Consider the following 19,130-nt stretch of genomic DNA (forward strand, 5'->3'; position numbering starts at 1 on the left):
CACTTGTTACAAAGATTGCTTGTTAAAAAGCGTAGGTGCAAAAAAATCTTGCAAGACGAGGCAGCCCGCGCCACGCGCCCAATTGTCCATGTTTGTATCTGTATCGACGAGCATGGTCAGGCCCTGCCCTAGCTGAGAGAAGATATGTTTCTCCAGCGTGGAGTGCATCGTGTCGCGCATGAGTTCGATTCGATGGCCGGCTCCCCCGTCTATCATGATACAGGCGGGATTATAAAGATTGACGAGCGAGGCGATTCCCAGCCCGAGAAATCTACCGGTACGATGGAAGGCAAGAATGGCTGCGGCATCACCATTTTGTGCGCGCTTGTAGAGGATATCGATGATACGCTCGTCCACCTGTTCACGCTGGAGAGGTTCAAGGCTGCCCCCTAGTTCGCGGTAGGTTTCGACAATGCCATAGTCCGCTACATATGCTTCCAGGCAGCCCTGGTTGCCGCATTCACAAAGGCGGCCATTGTTGAAGAGAGGAATATGACCAAATTCGGCCCCGATGCCTTTTGCGCCCCGGTAAACGCCCTGATTCAGGACGGTCGCCAGCCCCAGTCCTCTTCCCAGGGAGATAACGAGGAAGTCGCTACATGTCTCTCCTCGTCCATAGAGCTTCTCGTAACTTGCCAGGCAGTTCACCGCGTTCTCAACAAATACGGGCATGCCCAGGCGCTCTGATAGAGGTTGGCGGATAGAAATTTGATGCCAGTTGAGAATCCAGCTATCGACGCTTACGCCCGTCAGCCGATTCACGGGCCCCGAAATGCCACAGCCCAGGCCAATAATTTTTTGCGGGGGAACACCACTCTGTGTGATAAATTGCTCTATGCTAGAGGCGATCAGCGCGACCGCCTCTTCTCCGTGGTCGCGCAGATGCAGGGGAATAATCTCAATGGTATGTATCTCTCCCTGTAAATCCAGGAGAGCAGCAATTATATGGTGCTCCATAAGGTGAATGCCAATGGCATAGGCTCCCTGGGGAGAGAGTTCTAGCAGGCCTGCTTTTCTACCCCCCGTTGAGGCAGCCATACCCGTTTCGATGACTAGCTGACGCTCAATGAGCTGTGTAATTAAGCTCACCACCGTCCCCTGGCTTAAGCCAGAGATCTTTTGCAATTGTGTGCGCGAGATGGGCGCATGCATGCGGATAAGATTAACCAGCATGTTTTGATTGATCGCACGAATCTTCTTGCGTCCAATAGGCTGTAGTTGCATTTCTCTGCACCTCTTTTCCTGCAAAAAAACTATTATCATTCATTGACAAAAGTCAGAAGAAAATGCTATTATTAATCTTACAAGAGGGAATTAAGAATTGAGATGCGTCAATAGAAGGTGGTGGTTATACTTCCTGGCCAGAACATTATAGCTTAATTATGGCCGATTTGGAATACAGGCAGCAGTATCAAGATTGCCTGATAGGCGTCAGTATGCGACCACGGTTTTTCTGCCAGGATTACGAGTATTTTTTGACGGCTTGCATAGAAAATGGTAAATCTTTTAGGTTCTAGCTGTTCAATGTAGTGCAGCTCTACAAAGTTTTGTGAAAAGGCAATACTCCTATCCATCTCTCATATGGCATTTTACGTGCTTTATTGATCGTATGTTTAGTAGAAAGGCATGTGATCTATCTGTTGTTCGTACCGAACAATAATGCTGTGCTGCTTTCTACCAGGTGCGTATAAGCAGATGTGCATTTGCTTATTTATATGAGAGAACGGAATACTTATAAACTTGTTGGTTATTCCTTCAGTATTTGCAAAGTTGAAGGAATAGCTTTCGGTTACATTGTCGTACTGAAATAGTGACAAGGAGCTTAACCTATGTCTCACATGCGTGTCCGCGCGGACGTCTCCCGCCGTCAATTCCTGCAATATTCTGGTTCTATGATGCTGGGCGGCTCCCTGCTGGCGGCCTGCGCCGGTACTGGTGGCAGTGGTAGCAGTGGCGGTAGCAGCGATCTTCCTGCCTTGACGCAGTGGTATCACCAGTATGGAGAGCCTGGCACTCACGATGCCGTCCTCAAATATGCCAAGCAATATGACAAGGCAAAGGTGTCGGTGAGCTGGCTGCCTGGCACGGGCAATGAATATCCGGACAAGGTGCGTTCGGCTTTGCTCGGTTCTAATCCCCCCGATGTATTTGAGAACTCATCTCTCTCTCTCGATCAGGTCAAAGCTGGTTTGCTGGCCCCACTGGACGATATCATTGCCGATGTTAAGAGCGACTTCAAGCCTGCCTCGCTGGCGCCCTTTACTGTCAATGGCAAGGTCTACGGCATCAAGATGATCAATGACCCCACCTTTGTCTACTATCGCAAGAGTATGTTCCAGCAGGCTGGCCTGGACATTCCTAAAACGATAGATGATCTGATTGCCGCGGCCAAAAAGCTGACAACGTCGGATCGCAAGGGTATTTATGTTGGTCCCGATGGAGGCGTAAACGCGCTCTACCTCATTGCTGGTTGGGCCTCTGGTGGTGATTATCTCTCTTCGGATAATAAAATTGCGTTTAATACGGATCGTATGGCCGCTGCCTATCAGAAATTGCATGAGCTAAGTACCTCTGGTGGTATTTTGCCGGATGCGCCTACCTTCTGGTGGGACTCCTCGACCTTCCAGCAGGGCCAGGTAGCGATGCAGTGGTGTGGCCTCTGGGCGATGCCGCTCATCAAGAAGAGCGCGGTTGGCGATGACTTTGGCGTCTTCCCCTTCCCTGCGCTTGACGCTCAGAGCCAGCCCGCGACCATCAATGGTGGCTGGGCGCAGATGGTCAGCGCCAAGAGCAAGAATCTTGACGCAGCTAAGGCCTATGTGAAGTGGCTATGGGTTACCAATAGCACTATCCAGAAGGACTGGAATGTGGGCTATGGTTTCCATGTGCCTCCACGCATTAGCACCTCCGCCCAGACTGATAAACTGACGCAAGGCCAGGCCGCGGACGCCGTGGACATCCTGAATAAGTATGGACACGCGGTCTCCCCTCTCTGGAACGCTGCTATGGATACAGCCTTGCAGAACGCGGTCAGTCAGATTGTCAAGACTGGCCAGAACGCCAAGGCGACCCTGGATGCCGCGGCTGAGAAGTGCAACAGCGAGTTGCAGAAAGAGCTCAGCTAGTTCTAAGGTCCTGGAAAGTTCTCTCTAATTTGTCAATTCCAGGCCCTTATGGAAGCGGGGTCTTCCAAATCTCTTCCGGCTCTTGCCTCGGCTCGCTACGCGAGCCTTCGGGGTAAGGGGTGTGCGCGGAAAATGGCTTTGCCATTTTCCGCGCACACCCCTTACCCCTGAGCGCCGCAGGCGCGAAGGCTCTCCTGAGAAAGTGGAGCCTCCCCATGCTTCCAAGAATTGGAAAGCTCTGCTTATGGAAGGATGAACTTATGAAGTCTCTTACTACTTCTTCGGTCCCCAAGGCGCAGCCCGCGCGTGAGATGGAACTGAGTGCCCAGAAGCGCATACGGCGACACTCACGCCGGATGACGCTGGTCTTTTGGAGCTTTGTTGGCCCTTTGATTCTTGGATTGATAATCTTTTTCTATATTCCCATTATCTGGGGCGTTATCCTCAGCTTCGCCGATGCGCGCGCGACCATCACCCCGACCAGGTTTGTGGGTTTACAGAACTACATTACGATGCTCACGGATCCTGACTTTACGCATGCCCTGCTGGTCTTTACCATTTTCGCCTTTTTCATCGTGCCAACGACCTTTGCCTGCTCGCTTGGCCTGGCGCTCCTGGTCAATAGTATAAAATTTGCCCAGAGCTTCTTCCGCTCAGTCTTCTTCTTGCCCACGGCCTGCTCTTATGTCCTGGCCTCGATTATCTGGAAGATGAGTATCTTTAATGGCTCGACCTACGGTCTGGCGAACGCTATCCGTCATGCCTTTGGCCTCGATATTATTCTCTGGATCTCCAGTCCGAATCCCCCCTGGTACTGGTTGGTGCTGACGACTGTGCGCCTCTGGCTGCAAATCGGCATTTACATGATCATTTTTATTGCCGGGTTGCAGGACATTCCGCGCGAGCTTTACGAGGCGGCGTATGTCGATGGTGCAAAGAAAGGTTGGCAGTCCTTCTGGTCCATCACCTTCCCTTTACTACGTAATGCCTCTATCTCCGTGCTCTTGCTCAACGTGATCGCCGCTTTCCAGGCCTTTGATGAGTTTTTCAACATTATGACGGGTGGAAACTCGATTCTGGCGCGTCCTCCACTGGTCTACCTCTATAATGTGGCCTTGACCGGGCAAAACTATGGTACTGGTAGCGCGGGCGGCATTATCCTCACGCTGATTATCATCATCTTTAGCCTGGTCCAGGGGCGTTTACTGGGCTTTGGCACACGTGATTAAGCGTGCAACTGAAATTTCTCATCAGCAGTAGTAATCCTAGCAGAGAATAAAGGAAAAGGGTATGGCAGCATCCACCTCAGAGACCGTACAGTCTCCACCGGTTATCGCACGACAGAAAACGAGTGTTTCTCCTGGTAAAGTCATCTTGACCATCATACGCTATGCAGCGCTTGTGATCCTGGCGCTCATATTCCTGTTGCCGTTCTATCTGATTGTAAGAAATGGCCTGGCGACGGATCTTGAAATTACCTCACCCCACTGGACCTTCTTTCCCTCCGCTCTCCATTTCGAGAATATTCAAGAGTTGTTCAGTGATCCCGATGTGCCTTTTATAAGCGGCCTGGAAAACTCGGCCTCGATTGCTATCTTGCAGACGGCGGGGCAGATTCTGATTTCCGCCCTGGCTGGCTATGGCCTGGCGCGTATCCCCTATCGCTGGTCAAACGCGATTCTCTACGCTGTCCTGCTCACGTTGATGATTCCTTTCGCGGTCATCTTCGTTGAAGTATACGTTGTCGTATCGTATCTCAACTGGGTCAGCACCTTGCAGGGCCTGGTGGTACCCGGCGTCTTTAGCGGCTTTACGGCATTCCTGTTCCGCCAGTTCTTCCTGAGTTTTCCGCATGAATTGGAGGAGGCAGGTCGTGTGGATGGCCTGGGGTATTGGGGCGTCTTCTGGCGTATTGTGGTGCCCAACTCCTATGGCATCATCGCGGCCTTAAGCGTGATTACCTTTATTGCCAGCTGGAACTCCTTCCTCTGGCCCCTGGTGATTGGTCAGGACCCTACAGCCTATACCGTGCAGGTCGTGCTCTCGAACTTCCTGAATGCGCAGGTGCTCAATCTGCATGAGCTGTTTATCGGTGCGGCCATTGCGATTCTGCCCCTGGTGATCGTCTTCTTCGTGCTCCAGCGTTACATCGTTGAGGGTTACAGACAAAGCGGCCTGAAAGGGTAGATTATAATCACAACTGTAAAGAGGCCGGGTCCCCAAGGACCCGGCCTCTTTACAGTTGTGATTAAGCGGCATCTATTCCTCTTCGTCTTCCATGCCTTGTTCCAGGGCTAAGGCGAGCGCCGCGTCGGTCTCTTTCTGCCTGGCCTCTAGTTGGAGCATCCAGCGCAGGAAGAGGATGCTGGCCATCACGATCATGAAGATGGCGCCAGGAATCCACATGATAGAGCCGCCTAGTTGCTGATCTGTGACGGGAGAGAGGCCGATCAGATTATGCTTGTAGATATCGTAAAGGGGTTGCATAAAGGTCAGGCCAGCACCAATGACAACCATGGGCATATCACTGAGCAGGATGTAGAGCATCTTCTCCAGCAGGTTGAGTTCGTATGCACGCTCAACTCTGGCGCCAAAGAGCGGCCACCAGAAGATAATGCCAGTAACCAGGTAGCAGACCTGGGCCAGCGCGTGCAGGTTATGGTTGGACATCATGGCATTGAGAATGGGCGGTGCATGCCAGAGCCAGATGTTGGCATTGAAGAGTACGGGCGCGATAAACGGGAAGGTAAGCCATTTCCAGGTCGTCTGCGCAAACTTGCCTTTTAAGATCGCCTGTGCCAGCCACTCGGGGATACCGACCACGAGGAGGGGCGAGACGATGAGCGATACCAGCAGGTGTTGCGACATATGACCCGTGAAGGAGACCATCGCAAAGGTATCGAGAGGCGAAATCAATGCCACGAAGAGCACAAAGACACCCAGGAGAAAAGCAATGGTCTGGCCGCGCTTGAGTTGCGCCTGGGGATGGACCATTGTTCGATAGGGACCGATGGCGTACAGAAAGAGACCGATAATGACCAGGAGAAAGACCAGGAAGATGGGGTCCCATGTCCATTGAATGTACCAGGGCTTAGAGAAATCCAGGCCCATTTCCCGCATGTGTTCAAGCATCTTGTCTATGTCCTCTATAGTTGCAACGGTGTCGGGGATCTGGCCTACGCTGCTGAAGCACGCGTCTACATATAATGATGCGATATACCTCGTCCCATGATATGTAGACGCGTGCTTCAGCAGCGTTGTTCAACCACATATGGTACTTGCCTTCTCCCTTTGTCGTTGAAAATTTCTGCTTATATCATAGAGCACTTCTGTCAACTTGACCACCCCTGACCATATTATCACTCCCCTTTCAGGTGTAATTCAGGAAGCTGATGTATTCATTCAATGTGAAGTGAATTGCTTCTATGTATCGACAGTCTCTGCATTCAAAGCTTAAAGACCTGTGTTTTCTGGAGGATAAATATTATGCGCTTACGAAAGTATACTCTTCTCTATAGTATGGTGTTTGTGTTGCTACTCTTCCTGGCGGCATGTGGTGGTACAGCCAATAGCGGTAACGGTTCTAACGGGTATACCACTCCTCAATCGAACGCGGTGACTCCCACGCCTACAACTGGAGGGGATGGGTATGGCTATGGCAATGGTAGTGGAGGGAATAGTGGCGGAACAAGCGGTGTCGTGATCAAGACGGCCTCAGCCACGATTGAGAGTAAGGCCGCGACCATCCTGACAGATGCGAAGGGGATGACGCTGTACTATTTCACGCCTGACACGGCATCGAAGGTTGCCTGTACGGGTGGCTGTGCGCAGAGCTGGCCACCGCTCCTCTATTCAGGTTCTGACACGCCTCAAGCCAGTAGCAAGCTATCAGGGCAACTGGCGACACTGGATGCTAACGGCGGTAAGCAAGTTGTCTATAATGGGCACCCATTGTACACATATAGCGGCGATTCGGCCGGTGGACAGACCAATGGCCAGGGGATTGGCGGCAAATGGTTTGTGGCGACCATTGACCTGGGGCAAAACAAAGCATAAAAATTCTCTTACCGTGTTTGGCTTTCCGCCAGCTGTGTCACGAGAGCTTCCTCTCGTGACATTTTTTTGTGCATGTGGATGCGCGGTAAATGTGTATTTCCTTTATAATGTATTGAATATGTTTGATACGAATGCATATCTATGGAGAGCAATTTATGAGCGAAATCCATCTCCTCACCGAGCGTTACGAAGATCAGCTTAAAGTATGGCCTCAGCAGGGCAAGCACATTCTTGCGCAGTATGACGAGACATCAGTCGTAGTGTACCAGGCATACAGGCCAGCCATCGGACACTTTGCCGCCAGGCGCGGTTATTTTGGCGGAGGCTTCTCGCTGGAGCGCATGAGCTGGGTGAAGCCGAATTTTTTGTGGATGATGTACCGAAGTGGTTGGGCGCAGAAAGAGCACCAGGAGGTCGTGCTGGCAGTACGCCTTAAGCGTGCCGCCTTTGACGAAATCCTGGCGCAGGCGGTACATTCGACCTACAAGGAAGCGTTGTATGGAAGTCATGAGGCCTGGAAGCAGGCCCTGGAGACCTCACATGTACGCTTGCAATGGGACCCTGATCATGATCCCAGGGGCGTGAAGCTCGAACGCCGGGTTATTCAACTGGGTTTACGCGGGCCAGTCCTGGCACAGTATGCACGCGAGTGGATTCTTGATATTGAAGATATCTCGCAGTTTGTGTATGAACAATATCACTATGTCGAGTCAGGAGCCTTCGATCAGTTAATTATGCCTGCTGAACGGGTTTATCCAATCGTGAATACCCATATAGCTGCAAGATTGGGAATAATAGTGTAATATATAATAGTTTATTGTATAAGAAGCTTTAAATTGAAAAAGGTCAATAGGGAGGACTTCTGGTGTAGCTTTGAGACGATTTACGGAGAAGGCGCGTGAGATTAGCATAACCTGATTTATCCGACATCAGAAGAGGATTAGACCATGTTTAACTATACAGAACAGCCCGGTAAAGCCGCAAAAAATATTCTGGTTGTGGAAGATGATGCTGAAATTGGCCTGTTTTTGACGGAGGCCATTAAGCAAGAGACGCCACATACTGCTACACTCGCGACCACCGGAAAAGATGCCTTAAATCACCTTGAGCGCATGCAGCTAGATCTGTTTGTCTGCGATTATCGCCTCCCTGATATGGACGGCTATACGCTCTACCAGGTCATTCGCTCTATGGAGAGCTACGATGATACACCTGTCATCCTGATCAGCGCCATGCCAGATCTCATGGCTATCTCTGTGCAGCATAAAAAGCTCCTGCGCATGAAGAAACCAATTGAGCTCGACGAGTTTCTCTATCTCTTGCAAGAACTGCTTTAAGGGTAGCGTGCCTATGGTGCCTACGAGATAGGGTGCCTAAATATGGGAATATAGGCAGACTGCCCCTACTCCCATATTTAGGCACCTTATTTTTCTGTCAGTTATTGCCTTGCTGCATATCTAATATAAGGAGTCAACTAATAGTCAGCTATCTTTAAGCTCCTTTGAATCCGGTGTCCAGCGCCATTTTCCTGCGGCAAATGTCTGCGTGAATGTTTTTCCCCCTGGGAGTGAGAGTTTGAGTGTGAAGGGCTGTAGCGCCTGAACGGTCAGGTGGGGCGGATCGCTGGCGTTTTGGCGTTGCTCTGCCACGAGTGATACCACATTCTGGCCAAAGTGCAGATTGGTGATGCCATTGCGTTCAGTCAAGTTCAGTCGCCAGTTGATTGTATGGGCGGGGGCATCGACGCGCAGGCCGATAACGTCTTCAAGCAGTTCGCTGATCGCAAAGTTGCCGGACCAGCCGACAAAGTTGGGGCGAGCAGGGTCTCCAGGTGAGGCCGAGTCGGGCGCGTAATTCTCCCAAAGGGTACCAGTGCGCTGGTAGACCCGGTAGACGTTGTCTATGTCTTGTAATGCAGCCTGGTAGGCGGCATCTTCCTCGCCATAGAGCTTTAGCCCCTGCTCGACCATATAGTTCGTTGGTGCCCATACTCCTCCATTCCAGTAGTTTCCTGTCGATGAGTTGTAGTGAGGATCGGCCGCGGCCAGCGAGGCAAAGGGGTGCTCACGGTAGAACTCGTTTGGGTTAAGCAGATGCTCTTTGATGAGCCGGGAGACCTGGTTGATGTCGGCGAGTTGCGCCAGCAGAGGCCAGAATGAGCCAATGGTCTTCACCGGGCGTTGTTGGCCATCCTTGATGGGATAGTATATGCCATCCTGCTTGCTCCACATGCGCTGATTGATGAGATTCTTTAAGTGGGCGTACTCCTGCTGAAACTGGCTGGCAAGCTGGGCGTTGCCAACCGCCTGGGCGATACGCGAGATAGAGAGGGCATTGAGGGCCTGTTGCGCGGACATATCGATCCAGTCCTGGCCAGGCTCAAAGCAGGTGTCGCAGACGGTATGCTCAGGAGAATTATCCATGCCGCTGCCCACGCCCGTGTTCCAGTAGAGGCCGTCGCTATTGGTGCGATGCGTCTTGACCCAGGTATAGAACTTTACGAGCCTGGGCAGGACGGTCTTGAGGCGGCTGCTGTCTCCGCTGAGCTGGTAGTATTCCCACTCGCCCCAGGAGAGAATGGGGGGATTGATTGAGTTGGGATCGTTTTTCCCCTGATAGGGCAGTCCGCTGATACCCTTAAACTGGCGGGCGATAAAGCCATTGGCATCTTGTTTGCGATAGAAGTTATCGAAGGAGGCGGTGACGGGAAAGAGGTCGCGCCCGTAGCGGGCGAACATACTCATGAAGACGGTGTCCCATAGGAAAATGTCGCCATTGAAGGCCGGGTCTATATAGTAGCTCACAAAGCCATTTTGAGGCGTCCCTGCCAGGATGTGCTTGGTAAGGATCTGCCAGGCATCCCAGTACATGGTGATCCATTGGGGATGCTTATCCAGCACGGGCTGAGGGAGCGCTGCCTGGAGCTGTTCCAGCGTATAGTGATAGGGATTGCCACCATCGGCGAGGCGGGTTGGGCGTGAGAGGGCTGGGGAGAGTGGAAGTAGATAAAGCAAGAGCACGAGCAGACAGAGGCGTGCCAGGAATGGATGTCGCCTATGGCTTTGCATGCTCTGCTCCTCCTCGTAACGCTTCAGACATGTACACATTCCCAAGATAAAGCATGGTGAAATAGGGAGATATCAATGTAGAGGTTACGTATGTATTGTGTGTGAGGGTATTCCGATAAATAGTACTGCTTGTTTTGACGTAGCCAGGAGAAAGGCGTATAAACTGTAGAGATATATGTGTCGTTCTGTGGAGGTTGGGGAGGAAACTGCCCCTAGTTGAAGGTATGAGGTCTTGATGAGGCTGGCTCACTATAAACGTCCCTCGGGTATTACCACCATGGCCATATTCGAGCTTGGTGGTGCATTGAGTTGCCTTGGCTTACTCTTTTTTACTTCTGTTGGTTCACGTGATTTTATCGCTTTGATCGTGGGGGCGCTGCTTGGATTTGTGGTCGTCTATGGTCTCTGGACCCTGCAATTCTGGGCCTTCTGGTTTACCGCTGGATATGAGGCGATGGAGATTGTGTATGAACTCTTCCTGTTAACACAGCCTGAATATAAAGGGTTACACCTGCTTGGTCCCCTCTTTGGCATTTTGATGAGTGCGATTACGCTAGGCTATATCTTTCTGGATCGCTCGGTGAAGCCGGTCTTTCAGCGTAAGGCAATTTTATAGCCCACCTGCTGTGCATATTGTTGGTGTGACTTTTCGCGCCTGCGGCGCTCGCCTGGGTAAGATGATGTGAGGCGCAGCGACAGCCACAGGCTGTCGCTGCGCCTCACATCATCTTACTCTTGTTACTGCCAGCTATAGGGATAGGTGGTGTCGTCGATGGTCTGGGCTGGGGCTGTGTATTTGAGAGGGTTGAAGGTATCAACCATTACTGCCAACTCGTCGGTGCGTTCGACGCCCAGGCTCTTCTCGACGGCGCCTGGATGTGGTCCGTGTGGGATGCCACGTGGGTGCAGTGAGATCGAAGAGCGTTCGATGCCGCGTCGGCTGCCAAAGTTGCCGTTCACATAGTAGAGCATCTCGTCGCTATCGATGTTGCTATGGTTGTAGGGCACGGGAATGGAGAGCGGATGGTAATCGAGCTTGCGTGGCACAAACGAGCAGACCACAAAGTTTGGCCCCTGAAAGGTCTGATGCACAGGTGGGGGCTGATGGACTCGCCCAGTAATCGGCTCGAAGTCGTCGATGTTGAAGATCCAGGGATACTCGCAGCCATCCCAACCCACGACATTCAAGGGATGGAAATCGTACCAGTAGCTGGAGATGAGATCCCCAACTTTGACGCGCACTTCAAACTCGCCCTGCTCCGTGTGTGTCACCAGCTCCTCGGGTCTGCGAATATCGCGCTCGCAGTAGGGCGAGTGCTCAAGCAACTGCCCATTGGGACTGAGATAGCGACGGGGCGGCTGAATACTTCCGTACGCTTCAACGATGAGGAAGCGGCTCTGCGGGCTGTTCTCGCCTATGTTAAAGCGATAGGTCGTACCGCGTGGGATAATGATGTAGTCGCCCTCGTGATAGGGGAGCAGGCCAAAGGTTGTTTCCAGGACGCCGTGCCCCTCGTGGACGAAGTACATGGTGTCTGCGCCACCATCGCGATAAAAGTAGTTCATCTGCTCGTTTGGTAGAGCAATACCAATGGTGAGGTTCTGGTTATACATCAGAATCTGATTGCCCAGTACAGCATCGCCGCCAAGTTTCAACTGGGAGGTCTTCAAGTGATGATGACGCTGGACATCGACCTTCCACTCCTCCAGGTGACGCTCGCTGAAGTGCTCGATCTTCTTGACGCGCGTGGGTGGATAGTAGTGGTAGATGTTCGAGTAGTTATTGGAGAAGCCCTCGATTCCAAACAGCTCTTCCGAGTACAGCGTTCCATCTGGCTTACGAAATTGTGTATGCCGTTTGGGTGGAATCTTACCCAGGCGATGATAAGGTGGCATGATTGTCCTCCTGGCAGGTGAGACCATTCACATCTGCCACGTTGCAAACGCGCTAGACAATGGTGTTGCGTAGAATCCCGATACCCTCGATTTCGAGTTCGATAGTTTCTCCAGGCTGGAACCAGGGATGCACTGAGGTGCCAATCTCTAGTAAGCAACCTGTGCCAACGGTGCCGGAGCCGATGACGTCGCCTGGGCGTAGACGAGCGTTGCGCGAGGCGTAGGCGATCATCTGTGGGAAGCTATAGTAGATTTGCTGAAAGTTGCCGCGCGAGATCTCCTGTCCGTTGATGCGTGCTAGCATGGCCATATCGTAACGCTCGCTCTCCCCACTGCCAGAACGGCGCTCTGCCAGTTCATCCGGCGTCACGAGCCAGGGGCCAAGCGAGGTCGCGAAGTCCTTGCCTTTGCCAGGCCCCAGGTTGAGCTTCATATCCAGGCGCTGGAAATCGCGCGCGCTCCAGTCATTCATGATTGTGTAGCCAGCGATATAACTCTCGGCCTCTTCCACTGGAATGTTCTTGCCTTCGCGCCCAATCACACAGGCAATCTCCAGCTCAATGTCCAGTTCCTGACTCCCAGTTGGATAGGGGACTGGCTCGTCGGGACCATAGATCTCGCTCGTATTGGAGAAGTAGAAGGTTGGCACCTGGTACCACTCGGGAATCATCTCCAGCCCGCGTGTGGCGCGACCCGCCTTGACATGCTGCTCGAAAGCGTAGAAATCACGCAGGGTGGGTGGCTCAGGAATTGGGGCCAGGAGCTTCACCGCATCGATCGGCAGCTCGTGCGTGGAGATTGCCAACGCTTCTCGTGCCCTCGTCATCCCGTGCGGATCCTGCAATAGCTCCAGCAGGGAGGGATAGGGCAGGGGAATGATGCGCTCATCGCGCACCACCCCCGCCTGTATTTGCTTGTCGCGAAAGGTCACAAGCTTCATATCACAGGTTGCCTCGCAGCTCCTGCTCACGCTCAAGGGCTTCGAAGAGCGCCTTGAAGTTACCTTCGCCAAAGCCGCGTGCGCCCTTGCGCTGTATGATCTCAAAGAAGACAGTTGGACGCGTCACGATGGGCTTGGAGAAGATCTGGAGCAGGTAGCCCTCCTCATCGTGATCGATCAGAATGCCAAGTTCCGCCAGTTGCTGGAGGTCCTCATCGATATGACCTACACGATCCAGTACATCTTCATAATAGCTCTGCGGTGTGCGCAAGAACTCGACGCCGCGCTCCGTCAGGTTGCGTACGGTTGAGACGATATCGTCGGTGATCAGGGCCAGGTGCTGTACGCCAGGTGAGCGGTAGAAGTCCAGGTACTCCTCGATCTGGGATTTCTTGCGACCCTGAGCAGGCTCATTGATGGGCAGCTTGATGCGTCCGCTACCATTCTGCATAACCTTTGACATCAGAGCGGAGTACTCAGTACTGATCTGGCGATCATCGAAGTGGATCATCTGCGTGAAGCCCATGATCCGCTCATAGAAAGAGACCCACTCATTCATCTTGCCTAGCTCAACGTTGCCTACAACGTGATCGATTCCAGCCAGGCCCGCGGGGCGCGCGCGACGTGACTGGTTGCTCTCCAGAGGCTTGAAACCCGGCAGGAAGATGCCTTTGTAATCCTGGCGCTCGACAAAGGTATGAATGGTATCGCCATAGGTTTTGATTGCAGCTAGCTTGACCGAACCATAGTTGTCGCGACGCTCGGTAGGCTCTAGAACACCCTGGGCGCCTCGGCTGGTAGCTTCGCGATAGGCCTGCTCGGCGTTCTCAACGCGGAAAGCCACATCCTTCACGCCATCGCCATGTAGATGTACATGCTCGGCGATCTCGCCTTCAGGACTCAGAGGCGCGGTAATCACCAGGCGAATATTGCCCTGCTCCAGGACATAGCTTGTGTGGTCGCGAACGCCTGTCTCCAGACCGGCATAGGCCACAGGCACAAAGCCCCAGGCCTGACTAAAATAATACGAGGTGTGTCGGGCATCGCCGACATACATTTCAATGTAGTCAAAGTTCTGAATGGGCATGAAATCTTGCTCGACCATGAGCGTGGCTCCTTCCCTTTTAGGGCTACAACATTGTATACTACTATAGAATGTTCGATAATCGAACGCACTTTCCGATAATAGATCCTATATTAGGTGTACCCCATACAAAGTAAAATGTCAAGATTTTGCAGGTATGTGTTATTAGCGTGGAATATTGGTAGATGCCAATATTCCACGCTAATAACACATACCTGTGAGCGCCGCAGGCGTGAAAGGCGAGGAGATATGTTAGAATCACAAGCATCGGCAGCACGTGGAGAGACGGTTCAGACCCTTGATCGAGGATTACGCGTGCTTGAATTACTGGCGAAGGAGCCAGAAGGGCTTCTCTCCCAGGAGGTGGCGAGCAGGCTTGCCCTGCATCGCACAGTAGCATATCGCTTGCTTAACACGCTATTAGAGCATCGCCTGATTCAGCGGATGGACGACGGGCGTTATCGCCTGGGAATGGGCTTGATCTCCCTGGCGCGTAGCGTACAGCCACAGTTACAAAGCGCTGCCGTACCTGAACTCACCCGCCTCGCCGAAGAGTTGGGAGCAACCGCGCACCTCACCGTCGCTGACGGAAGTGAAGCCGTAGTGCTTACAACTATAGAACCCAGTCGAACTCATATGCATGTTGTGTATCGCACGGGCTTTCGCCATCCTCTTGACCAGGCGGCCTCGGGCATCGCCATCCTTGCTGGGCGAGAGGCGCAAAGTGGGGAGCGTACGCAAGTGACGCGGGCGCGCCAGAAAGGCTACGCGGTCAGTCGCAGCGAGATCCAGCAGGGAGCGAGCGGGATCGCGGCCCCTATTCATGTCATGGGGCGTCCTGTTGAAGCGAGCATTGGCATCATTATCCTGGGAGACATAGATGAGGATATCGTCTTCCCGCACATTATCGCAGCTGCCCACGCCATCTCACTGCAACTACATTAAAGTATGCATAAATTACTAGCTCTATTACCGCTCCTCCCAGAAGAGTATTTGCTTAAAACTTACGCCTATGGGACTAATATGGTATATTTGCTTTAGGGCACAATATGCGAGAGTTATTCATATAGTCAAAAGAGAAACAGCATGGATTATCAGGTAGTGACTCCAGTGGTGAGCAACACAGCAACAAAATAGGGCTGGCTCTCCATGAAGGGAGAGCTGAGGCGTTTTTATCGAGGAAGCTTTTTGCTAAAGGAGAGAAATCTCGCCTTCAGCAAAGTTGTTGTTGTCATAACTGGAGAATACAGAATGTTCGACACTACACGAAAAGAATACCTTCTGAGCCTGATACAAAGCGAGCATGCCCGGCTAGAGGCTCTCCTCCAGCCGCTTAGCCAGCAGCAAATGCTACAAAGCGGCGTAGCGGGAAGCTGGTCAATTAAGGATATCCTGGCTCATCTTACCTGGTGGGAGCAGGCCATGATAAGCGAAATTGTCCATGGCATTGAGTTGGATCCCGGTCTCCAGGGCGAACCCTGGTCAACCGAGCGTGCTAATGCGCTTACAGTTGAGGCGAAGCGCTCCACCCCTTTGGCAGCTATTCTCTCTGAGTTCACAAATTCTTATAGCCAGATAGTAAATATGCTAGAGAGCCTTGAAGAAAAGGATCTAGCGAGCGCCGAACTCTTTGAACACCTTGCCAACAATACGGGGCGTCATTACGCCGAGCATAGGCAGATGATTGAGTCCTGGTTATCTCTGTAGGTATCTTGAAGAGTAGGTAACCATAAGTAGACGAGGGCGGGCTAGTTAAACTGGCACGTCCTTTTCCTCGCCTGGAATATGAGGCCCGGCGCTCTTATTGATCAGGCTTTCAGATGGATGGGATGAGAAAGATCTTCTATGAGCGGCTGCGTCGTGGCCAGAGGCGGAGTTCACCAATGACCATGCCCAGAAGGATGCAGACGCAACCGAACCAGCCAAGAGGCGTGAGCATCTCACCGACAGCGTAACCAAAGACACCGGCCCAGACTGGTTCTAGTGCATAGACGAGGGTGGCCTGGGTGCTACTGACTGACTGCTGCACCCAGTTCATCACAGCGAAGCAGAAAGCGGTCGCAATCATCCCCATAAAGAGAACTGAGAGCCAGACAGGAGCAGGAGGCAGGACCAGAGGTTCTCCTGCTAGTGGAATCGCCACGGCGCTTAGAAGAGCGGTAAGTAAAATTTGCACAATCGCGAGGTTCATTGGATCGGCCTTCGGGGCAAATTTGCTTATAGTTACGATATGAAGCGCATTGGCAACGGCGCAACCCAGCACAAGTAGCTCACCTAAACCAAAGGTCAACACGAGATCTTTATTGAAAGATATCAACGTGAGTCCCACAAAGGAGATTACGACTCCAGTCAGTGCCATGCGGGTTGGCTTTTGCTTGAGGATAAAGAGCGAGAGGATTGTCACAAAGGGGACATAGAGGCCTGTGATGAAAGCGGCCTCGCTGGATGTTGTATAGCGCAGTCCCCATGTCTGTAATGCAAAGCCCGCAAAGAGAAAGAGACCAATACAGCTTCCCGCGCCCAGTTCATAGCGATTCAGGTGGCGTAGCCGCTTATGGAAGATCAGGATCAGGGTGAGTGCTCCCAATGAGAAGCGCAGGGTCAGAAAGGTGAAGACACCCGTCAGCTTGATGGTCTCCTGCACAACGAGGAAAGTGCTGCCCCAAACAATGGTTGCCAGCACCATGAGCGTGATATACAGATACTTTCGTCTGGGTGTGAGGGGGAGGAGGGTAGATGCAACGGAATCCTCTATGACTGGTGGTGGGGTTGATGTGGTCACAAGTGCGCTATCCTTTACTAGTAATTGCCTGAGATTAAGTATTAACAGAAGTTGAGCAAAATTGCAACATGCCAGAGAGCGTGAGCGGGCCAATATGCGTAATTGCGCATATTGGCCCGCTCACGCTCTCTGGCATCTAGACCTTAAAAGGCCAATTTACACGCGATTTTGCGCTACTTCCAGTTCATTAAGTGTGTCCGTCAAGAGTGTAAGCGTCGATTGGAGCATCTCCCTATCAAACGCAAATTTTGCTCCGGCGGCCTCAAACAGTTCCGGAAGGGTGCGGGTCGCCCCAAGGGAGAGCGCATCGCGATATTTTTGTAACCCATCCTGAGGATTATGCAGGTAGTTGCTCCAGACCTGGATAGCGCCCAGAGCCGCGAAGGCATATTCAATGTAGTAGAACGGGTCAGAGTAGAAATGGAGCGTGTTCTGCCAGCCGGAGCGGTAGACCGCATCCAGGCCACTCCAATCCACATCGGGATAGAAGCGCTGCGAGAGTTCAACCCACTTCTCATCACAGCGAGCGGGATCTGTTGCTAGCTCAGGATGCTCGTAGGCCCAGTGCTGGAAGGCATCGCCGCGTGCAACCAGGATAAACTGGTGTTTAACCATCCCTTCCAGGTGCTCAATGCGAAGTTGGGCCTCCTCCTCAGGCGTACACAGTCCTACCTCGTGGAGGTGCATTGAGCCAATAAACTCCATGCTCGTCGAAACCACTTCAGCGAACTCTATGGGCACGAAAGACTCTTTGCGCTGTTGTAGGTACGAGAGCGGGCGCATCTCGAAGGTGTGGAAGGCGTGACCTGCCTCGTGAGAGATGAGTCCTATGCCATCGTTTAGCAGCGTGACACGCCCAAAGATGAAGGGAACCTGTCTGACCTCTAACGCCAGGCTATAGCCGCCAGGCGCCTTGGAGGGACGATCATCCAGGTCAAAGAGATCCTCTTGAAGCATGGTCTGGAAATAGGCACCAAGCTGGGGGTCGATATGCTGAAAGAGTCCCTGGCATTGCTGCAAGAAGCCCTGTACGTCGGAGACAGTGCGCGGTGCCTGGCTTGAGCGCGAGTTGACCGCGAGATCCCAGGGACGCAGGGTCTCAACCCCTAAGCGCTGGCGATACTGCTCCCAGATCTTACTGGCGGCGGGCACAAATACCTGCTCAACCGCCTCATGGAAATGCTTACAGTCATCGGGAGTATAGTCGAAACGGTGCAACTGTTGCCAGCGATACTCGCGGTAGCTGTCGTAGCCAGCGTTTTGCGCAATTTGCTGACGAACCTGGATACCCTGAGCCCATAATTTCCCCAACTCCTCCCGGTCAACCAGTTTGCGCTCACTCATTGCGCGCCAGACCTGCTCACGACGTGCGCGCTCTGGATCACGCAGGACAGGATAGAGAGAACCAAGGCTCTTCTCCTCACCCTCCCACTGTACCGTCTGTTCACCGATGATATTTTGATAGACGGTGCCTACATTCCGCTCGTCATTCAGTAAGGCTACATTAGCCTCGGTATAAATGCTGGCCTCGGCACGAAGGTTACGCAGTGGTATAGCAAAGTTCTCTGCTTCCAGGCCGCTTGCTAACAGTTGCTGCTTCAATTGCTGATCATAGGTCTGGATATAGATATAGACTTCATCCTGGAAGCGCTGTTTCTGCACAAGGCGCTCCTGGTCGGCCGTATTCTGCGTACAGGCTATCTCATGGCGCGTGATGGTCTCGTCAACGAGTGCGCCAAGGTGTGACCACTGTAATAGCCAGGGAGAGAGCGTCTCCGCTGAGAGGGTGGTTGAGGATAATTCTTGATACCAGGGTTCGATTTCTGCCCAACTTCGTTGTTCAAATTCTTCGCTTGTCTGGGGAAGTGATGTATACATAAGAAATAACCTTTCACTTTTAAAATGCAGGGAAGGTTAGCAAGCCTTAAGTTGGTTTGACTTCTCGCGCCTGCGGCGCTTGTCTGGGTAGTGGGTGTGGAACGTGCTGGCTGCTTACGGCAGCCAGCACGTTCCATACCCACTACCCGAAATAACTTGCACACGAGGTTTGTTAGTTATATTTGCCTTTTTTACTCTTGCATAGTATACAACATCAGGCAGAATAGCACGCTATCATAGCGATAAGGACGAAAATGGGTCCCCGCTCTGGCCATTGGACCAGAGGGGGACCCATTGAGAT

Annotated in this window: 17 protein-coding genes; 9 read left to right on the forward strand and 8 right to left on the reverse strand. The window is 52.4% G+C overall.

Translation table 11 applies throughout. The annotated features are described in order from the left end of the window. Positions 1-6: 6 nt before the first annotated feature. On the reverse strand, positions 7-1,224 hold the full coding sequence (locus KRAC_RS52225) for an ROK family transcriptional regulator (RefSeq protein WP_007921162.1): 1,218 nt from the start codon (positions 1,222-1,224) through the stop codon (positions 7-9). Between the two features lie 605 nt (positions 1,225-1,829). On the opposite strand from KRAC_RS52225, the gene KRAC_RS52235 reads away from it, so the two are divergent. The 3 genes from KRAC_RS52235 to KRAC_RS52245 all read left to right on the forward strand — a co-directional run bounded on the left by KRAC_RS52235 (position 1,830) and on the right by KRAC_RS52245 (position 5,312). After that, on the forward strand, positions 1,830-3,125 hold the full coding sequence (locus KRAC_RS52235) for an ABC transporter substrate-binding protein (RefSeq protein WP_007921163.1): 1,296 nt from the start codon (positions 1,830-1,832) through the stop codon (positions 3,123-3,125). Between the two features lie 260 nt (positions 3,126-3,385). After that, positions 3,386-4,354: a carbohydrate ABC transporter permease gene (locus KRAC_RS52240; protein ID WP_007921164.1), complete on the forward strand. Its 969-nt coding sequence runs from the start codon at positions 3,386-3,388 to the stop codon at positions 4,352-4,354. Between the two features lie 61 nt (positions 4,355-4,415). Further along, on the forward strand, positions 4,416-5,312 hold the full coding sequence (locus tag KRAC_RS52245; RefSeq protein ID WP_007921165.1) for a carbohydrate ABC transporter permease: 897 nt from the start codon (positions 4,416-4,418) through the stop codon (positions 5,310-5,312). A gap of 72 nt (positions 5,313-5,384) precedes the next feature. Here KRAC_RS52245 and KRAC_RS52250 read toward each other — a convergent pair whose 3' ends face one another. Beyond that, positions 5,385-6,257, reverse strand: coding sequence for a cytochrome c oxidase assembly protein (locus KRAC_RS52250; RefSeq protein ID WP_007921166.1), 873 nt, complete (start codon positions 6,255-6,257; stop codon positions 5,385-5,387). Positions 6,258-6,611: 354 nt separating this feature from the next. Here KRAC_RS52250 and KRAC_RS64305 point away from each other — a divergent pair, with 354 nt between their 5' ends. From KRAC_RS64305 to KRAC_RS52265, 3 genes are all read left to right on the forward strand, one after another. Beyond that, positions 6,612-7,181, forward strand: coding sequence for a COG4315 family predicted lipoprotein (locus KRAC_RS64305; protein ID WP_007921167.1), 570 nt, complete (start codon positions 6,612-6,614; stop codon positions 7,179-7,181). Positions 7,182-7,336: 155 nt separating this feature from the next. Then, positions 7,337-7,984, forward strand: coding sequence for a DUF4291 domain-containing protein (locus KRAC_RS52260; protein ID WP_007921168.1), 648 nt, complete (start codon positions 7,337-7,339; stop codon positions 7,982-7,984). A 144-nt stretch (positions 7,985-8,128) separates the two neighbouring features. Continuing rightward, complete coding sequence (locus KRAC_RS52265) at positions 8,129-8,518, forward strand: response regulator (protein ID WP_007921169.1); 390 nt, start codon at positions 8,129-8,131, stop codon at positions 8,516-8,518. Between the two features lie 144 nt (positions 8,519-8,662). On the opposite strand, the gene KRAC_RS52270 is transcribed toward KRAC_RS52265, so the two are convergent. After that, a complete protein-coding gene (locus KRAC_RS52270) occupies positions 8,663-10,249 on the reverse strand; it encodes an MGH1-like glycoside hydrolase domain-containing protein (protein WP_007921170.1) in 1,587 nt (528 codons plus the stop codon). A gap of 232 nt (positions 10,250-10,481) precedes the next feature. Between KRAC_RS52270 and KRAC_RS52275 the strand changes: the two genes are divergently transcribed. Beyond that, complete coding sequence (locus KRAC_RS52275; RefSeq protein WP_157508093.1) at positions 10,482-10,865, forward strand: hypothetical protein; 384 nt, start codon at positions 10,482-10,484, stop codon at positions 10,863-10,865. 122 nt (positions 10,866-10,987) lie between these two features. Here KRAC_RS52275 and KRAC_RS52280 read toward each other — a convergent pair whose 3' ends face one another. The 3 genes from KRAC_RS52280 to hppD are packed head-to-tail and all read right to left on the reverse strand — an operon-like array spanning position 10,988 to position 14,190. Then, entirely contained in the window at positions 10,988-12,145 is a 1,158-nt protein-coding gene (locus KRAC_RS52280) for a homogentisate 1,2-dioxygenase (protein WP_007921177.1), read from the reverse strand. Between the two features lie 52 nt (positions 12,146-12,197). Further along, positions 12,198-13,085, reverse strand: a complete 888-nt coding sequence (locus KRAC_RS52285; RefSeq protein ID WP_007921179.1) for a fumarylacetoacetate hydrolase family protein — start codon at positions 13,083-13,085, stop codon at positions 12,198-12,200. Position 13,086: 1 nt separating this feature from the next. Continuing rightward, positions 13,087-14,190, reverse strand: coding sequence for a 4-hydroxyphenylpyruvate dioxygenase (hppD, locus tag KRAC_RS52290; RefSeq protein WP_007921180.1), 1,104 nt, complete (start codon positions 14,188-14,190; stop codon positions 13,087-13,089). 228 nt (positions 14,191-14,418) lie between these two features. On the opposite strand from hppD, the gene KRAC_RS52295 reads away from it, so the two are divergent. Further along, on the forward strand, positions 14,419-15,114 hold the full coding sequence (locus KRAC_RS52295; protein ID WP_007921182.1) for an IclR family transcriptional regulator: 696 nt from the start codon (positions 14,419-14,421) through the stop codon (positions 15,112-15,114). Positions 15,115-15,420: 306 nt separating this feature from the next. Further along, a complete protein-coding gene (locus KRAC_RS52300) occupies positions 15,421-15,876 on the forward strand; it encodes a DinB family protein (protein WP_007921183.1) in 456 nt (151 codons plus the stop codon). Between the two features lie 136 nt (positions 15,877-16,012). On the opposite strand, the gene KRAC_RS52305 is transcribed toward KRAC_RS52300, so the two are convergent. Together KRAC_RS52305 and KRAC_RS52310 are read right to left on the reverse strand one after the other, a co-directional pair. Further along, positions 16,013-16,951, reverse strand: a complete 939-nt coding sequence (locus KRAC_RS52305) for a DMT family transporter (RefSeq protein ID WP_007921184.1) — start codon at positions 16,949-16,951, stop codon at positions 16,013-16,015. Positions 16,952-17,107: 156 nt separating this feature from the next. Further along, on the reverse strand, positions 17,108-18,829 hold the full coding sequence (locus tag KRAC_RS52310; RefSeq protein WP_007921186.1) for a M3 family oligoendopeptidase: 1,722 nt from the start codon (positions 18,827-18,829) through the stop codon (positions 17,108-17,110). Positions 18,830-19,130: the final 301 nt, after the last annotated feature.

This window comes from Ktedonobacter racemifer DSM 44963 (assembly GCF_000178855.1).
Classification (GTDB): domain Bacteria; phylum Chloroflexota; class Ktedonobacteria; order Ktedonobacterales; family Ktedonobacteraceae; genus Ktedonobacter; species Ktedonobacter racemifer.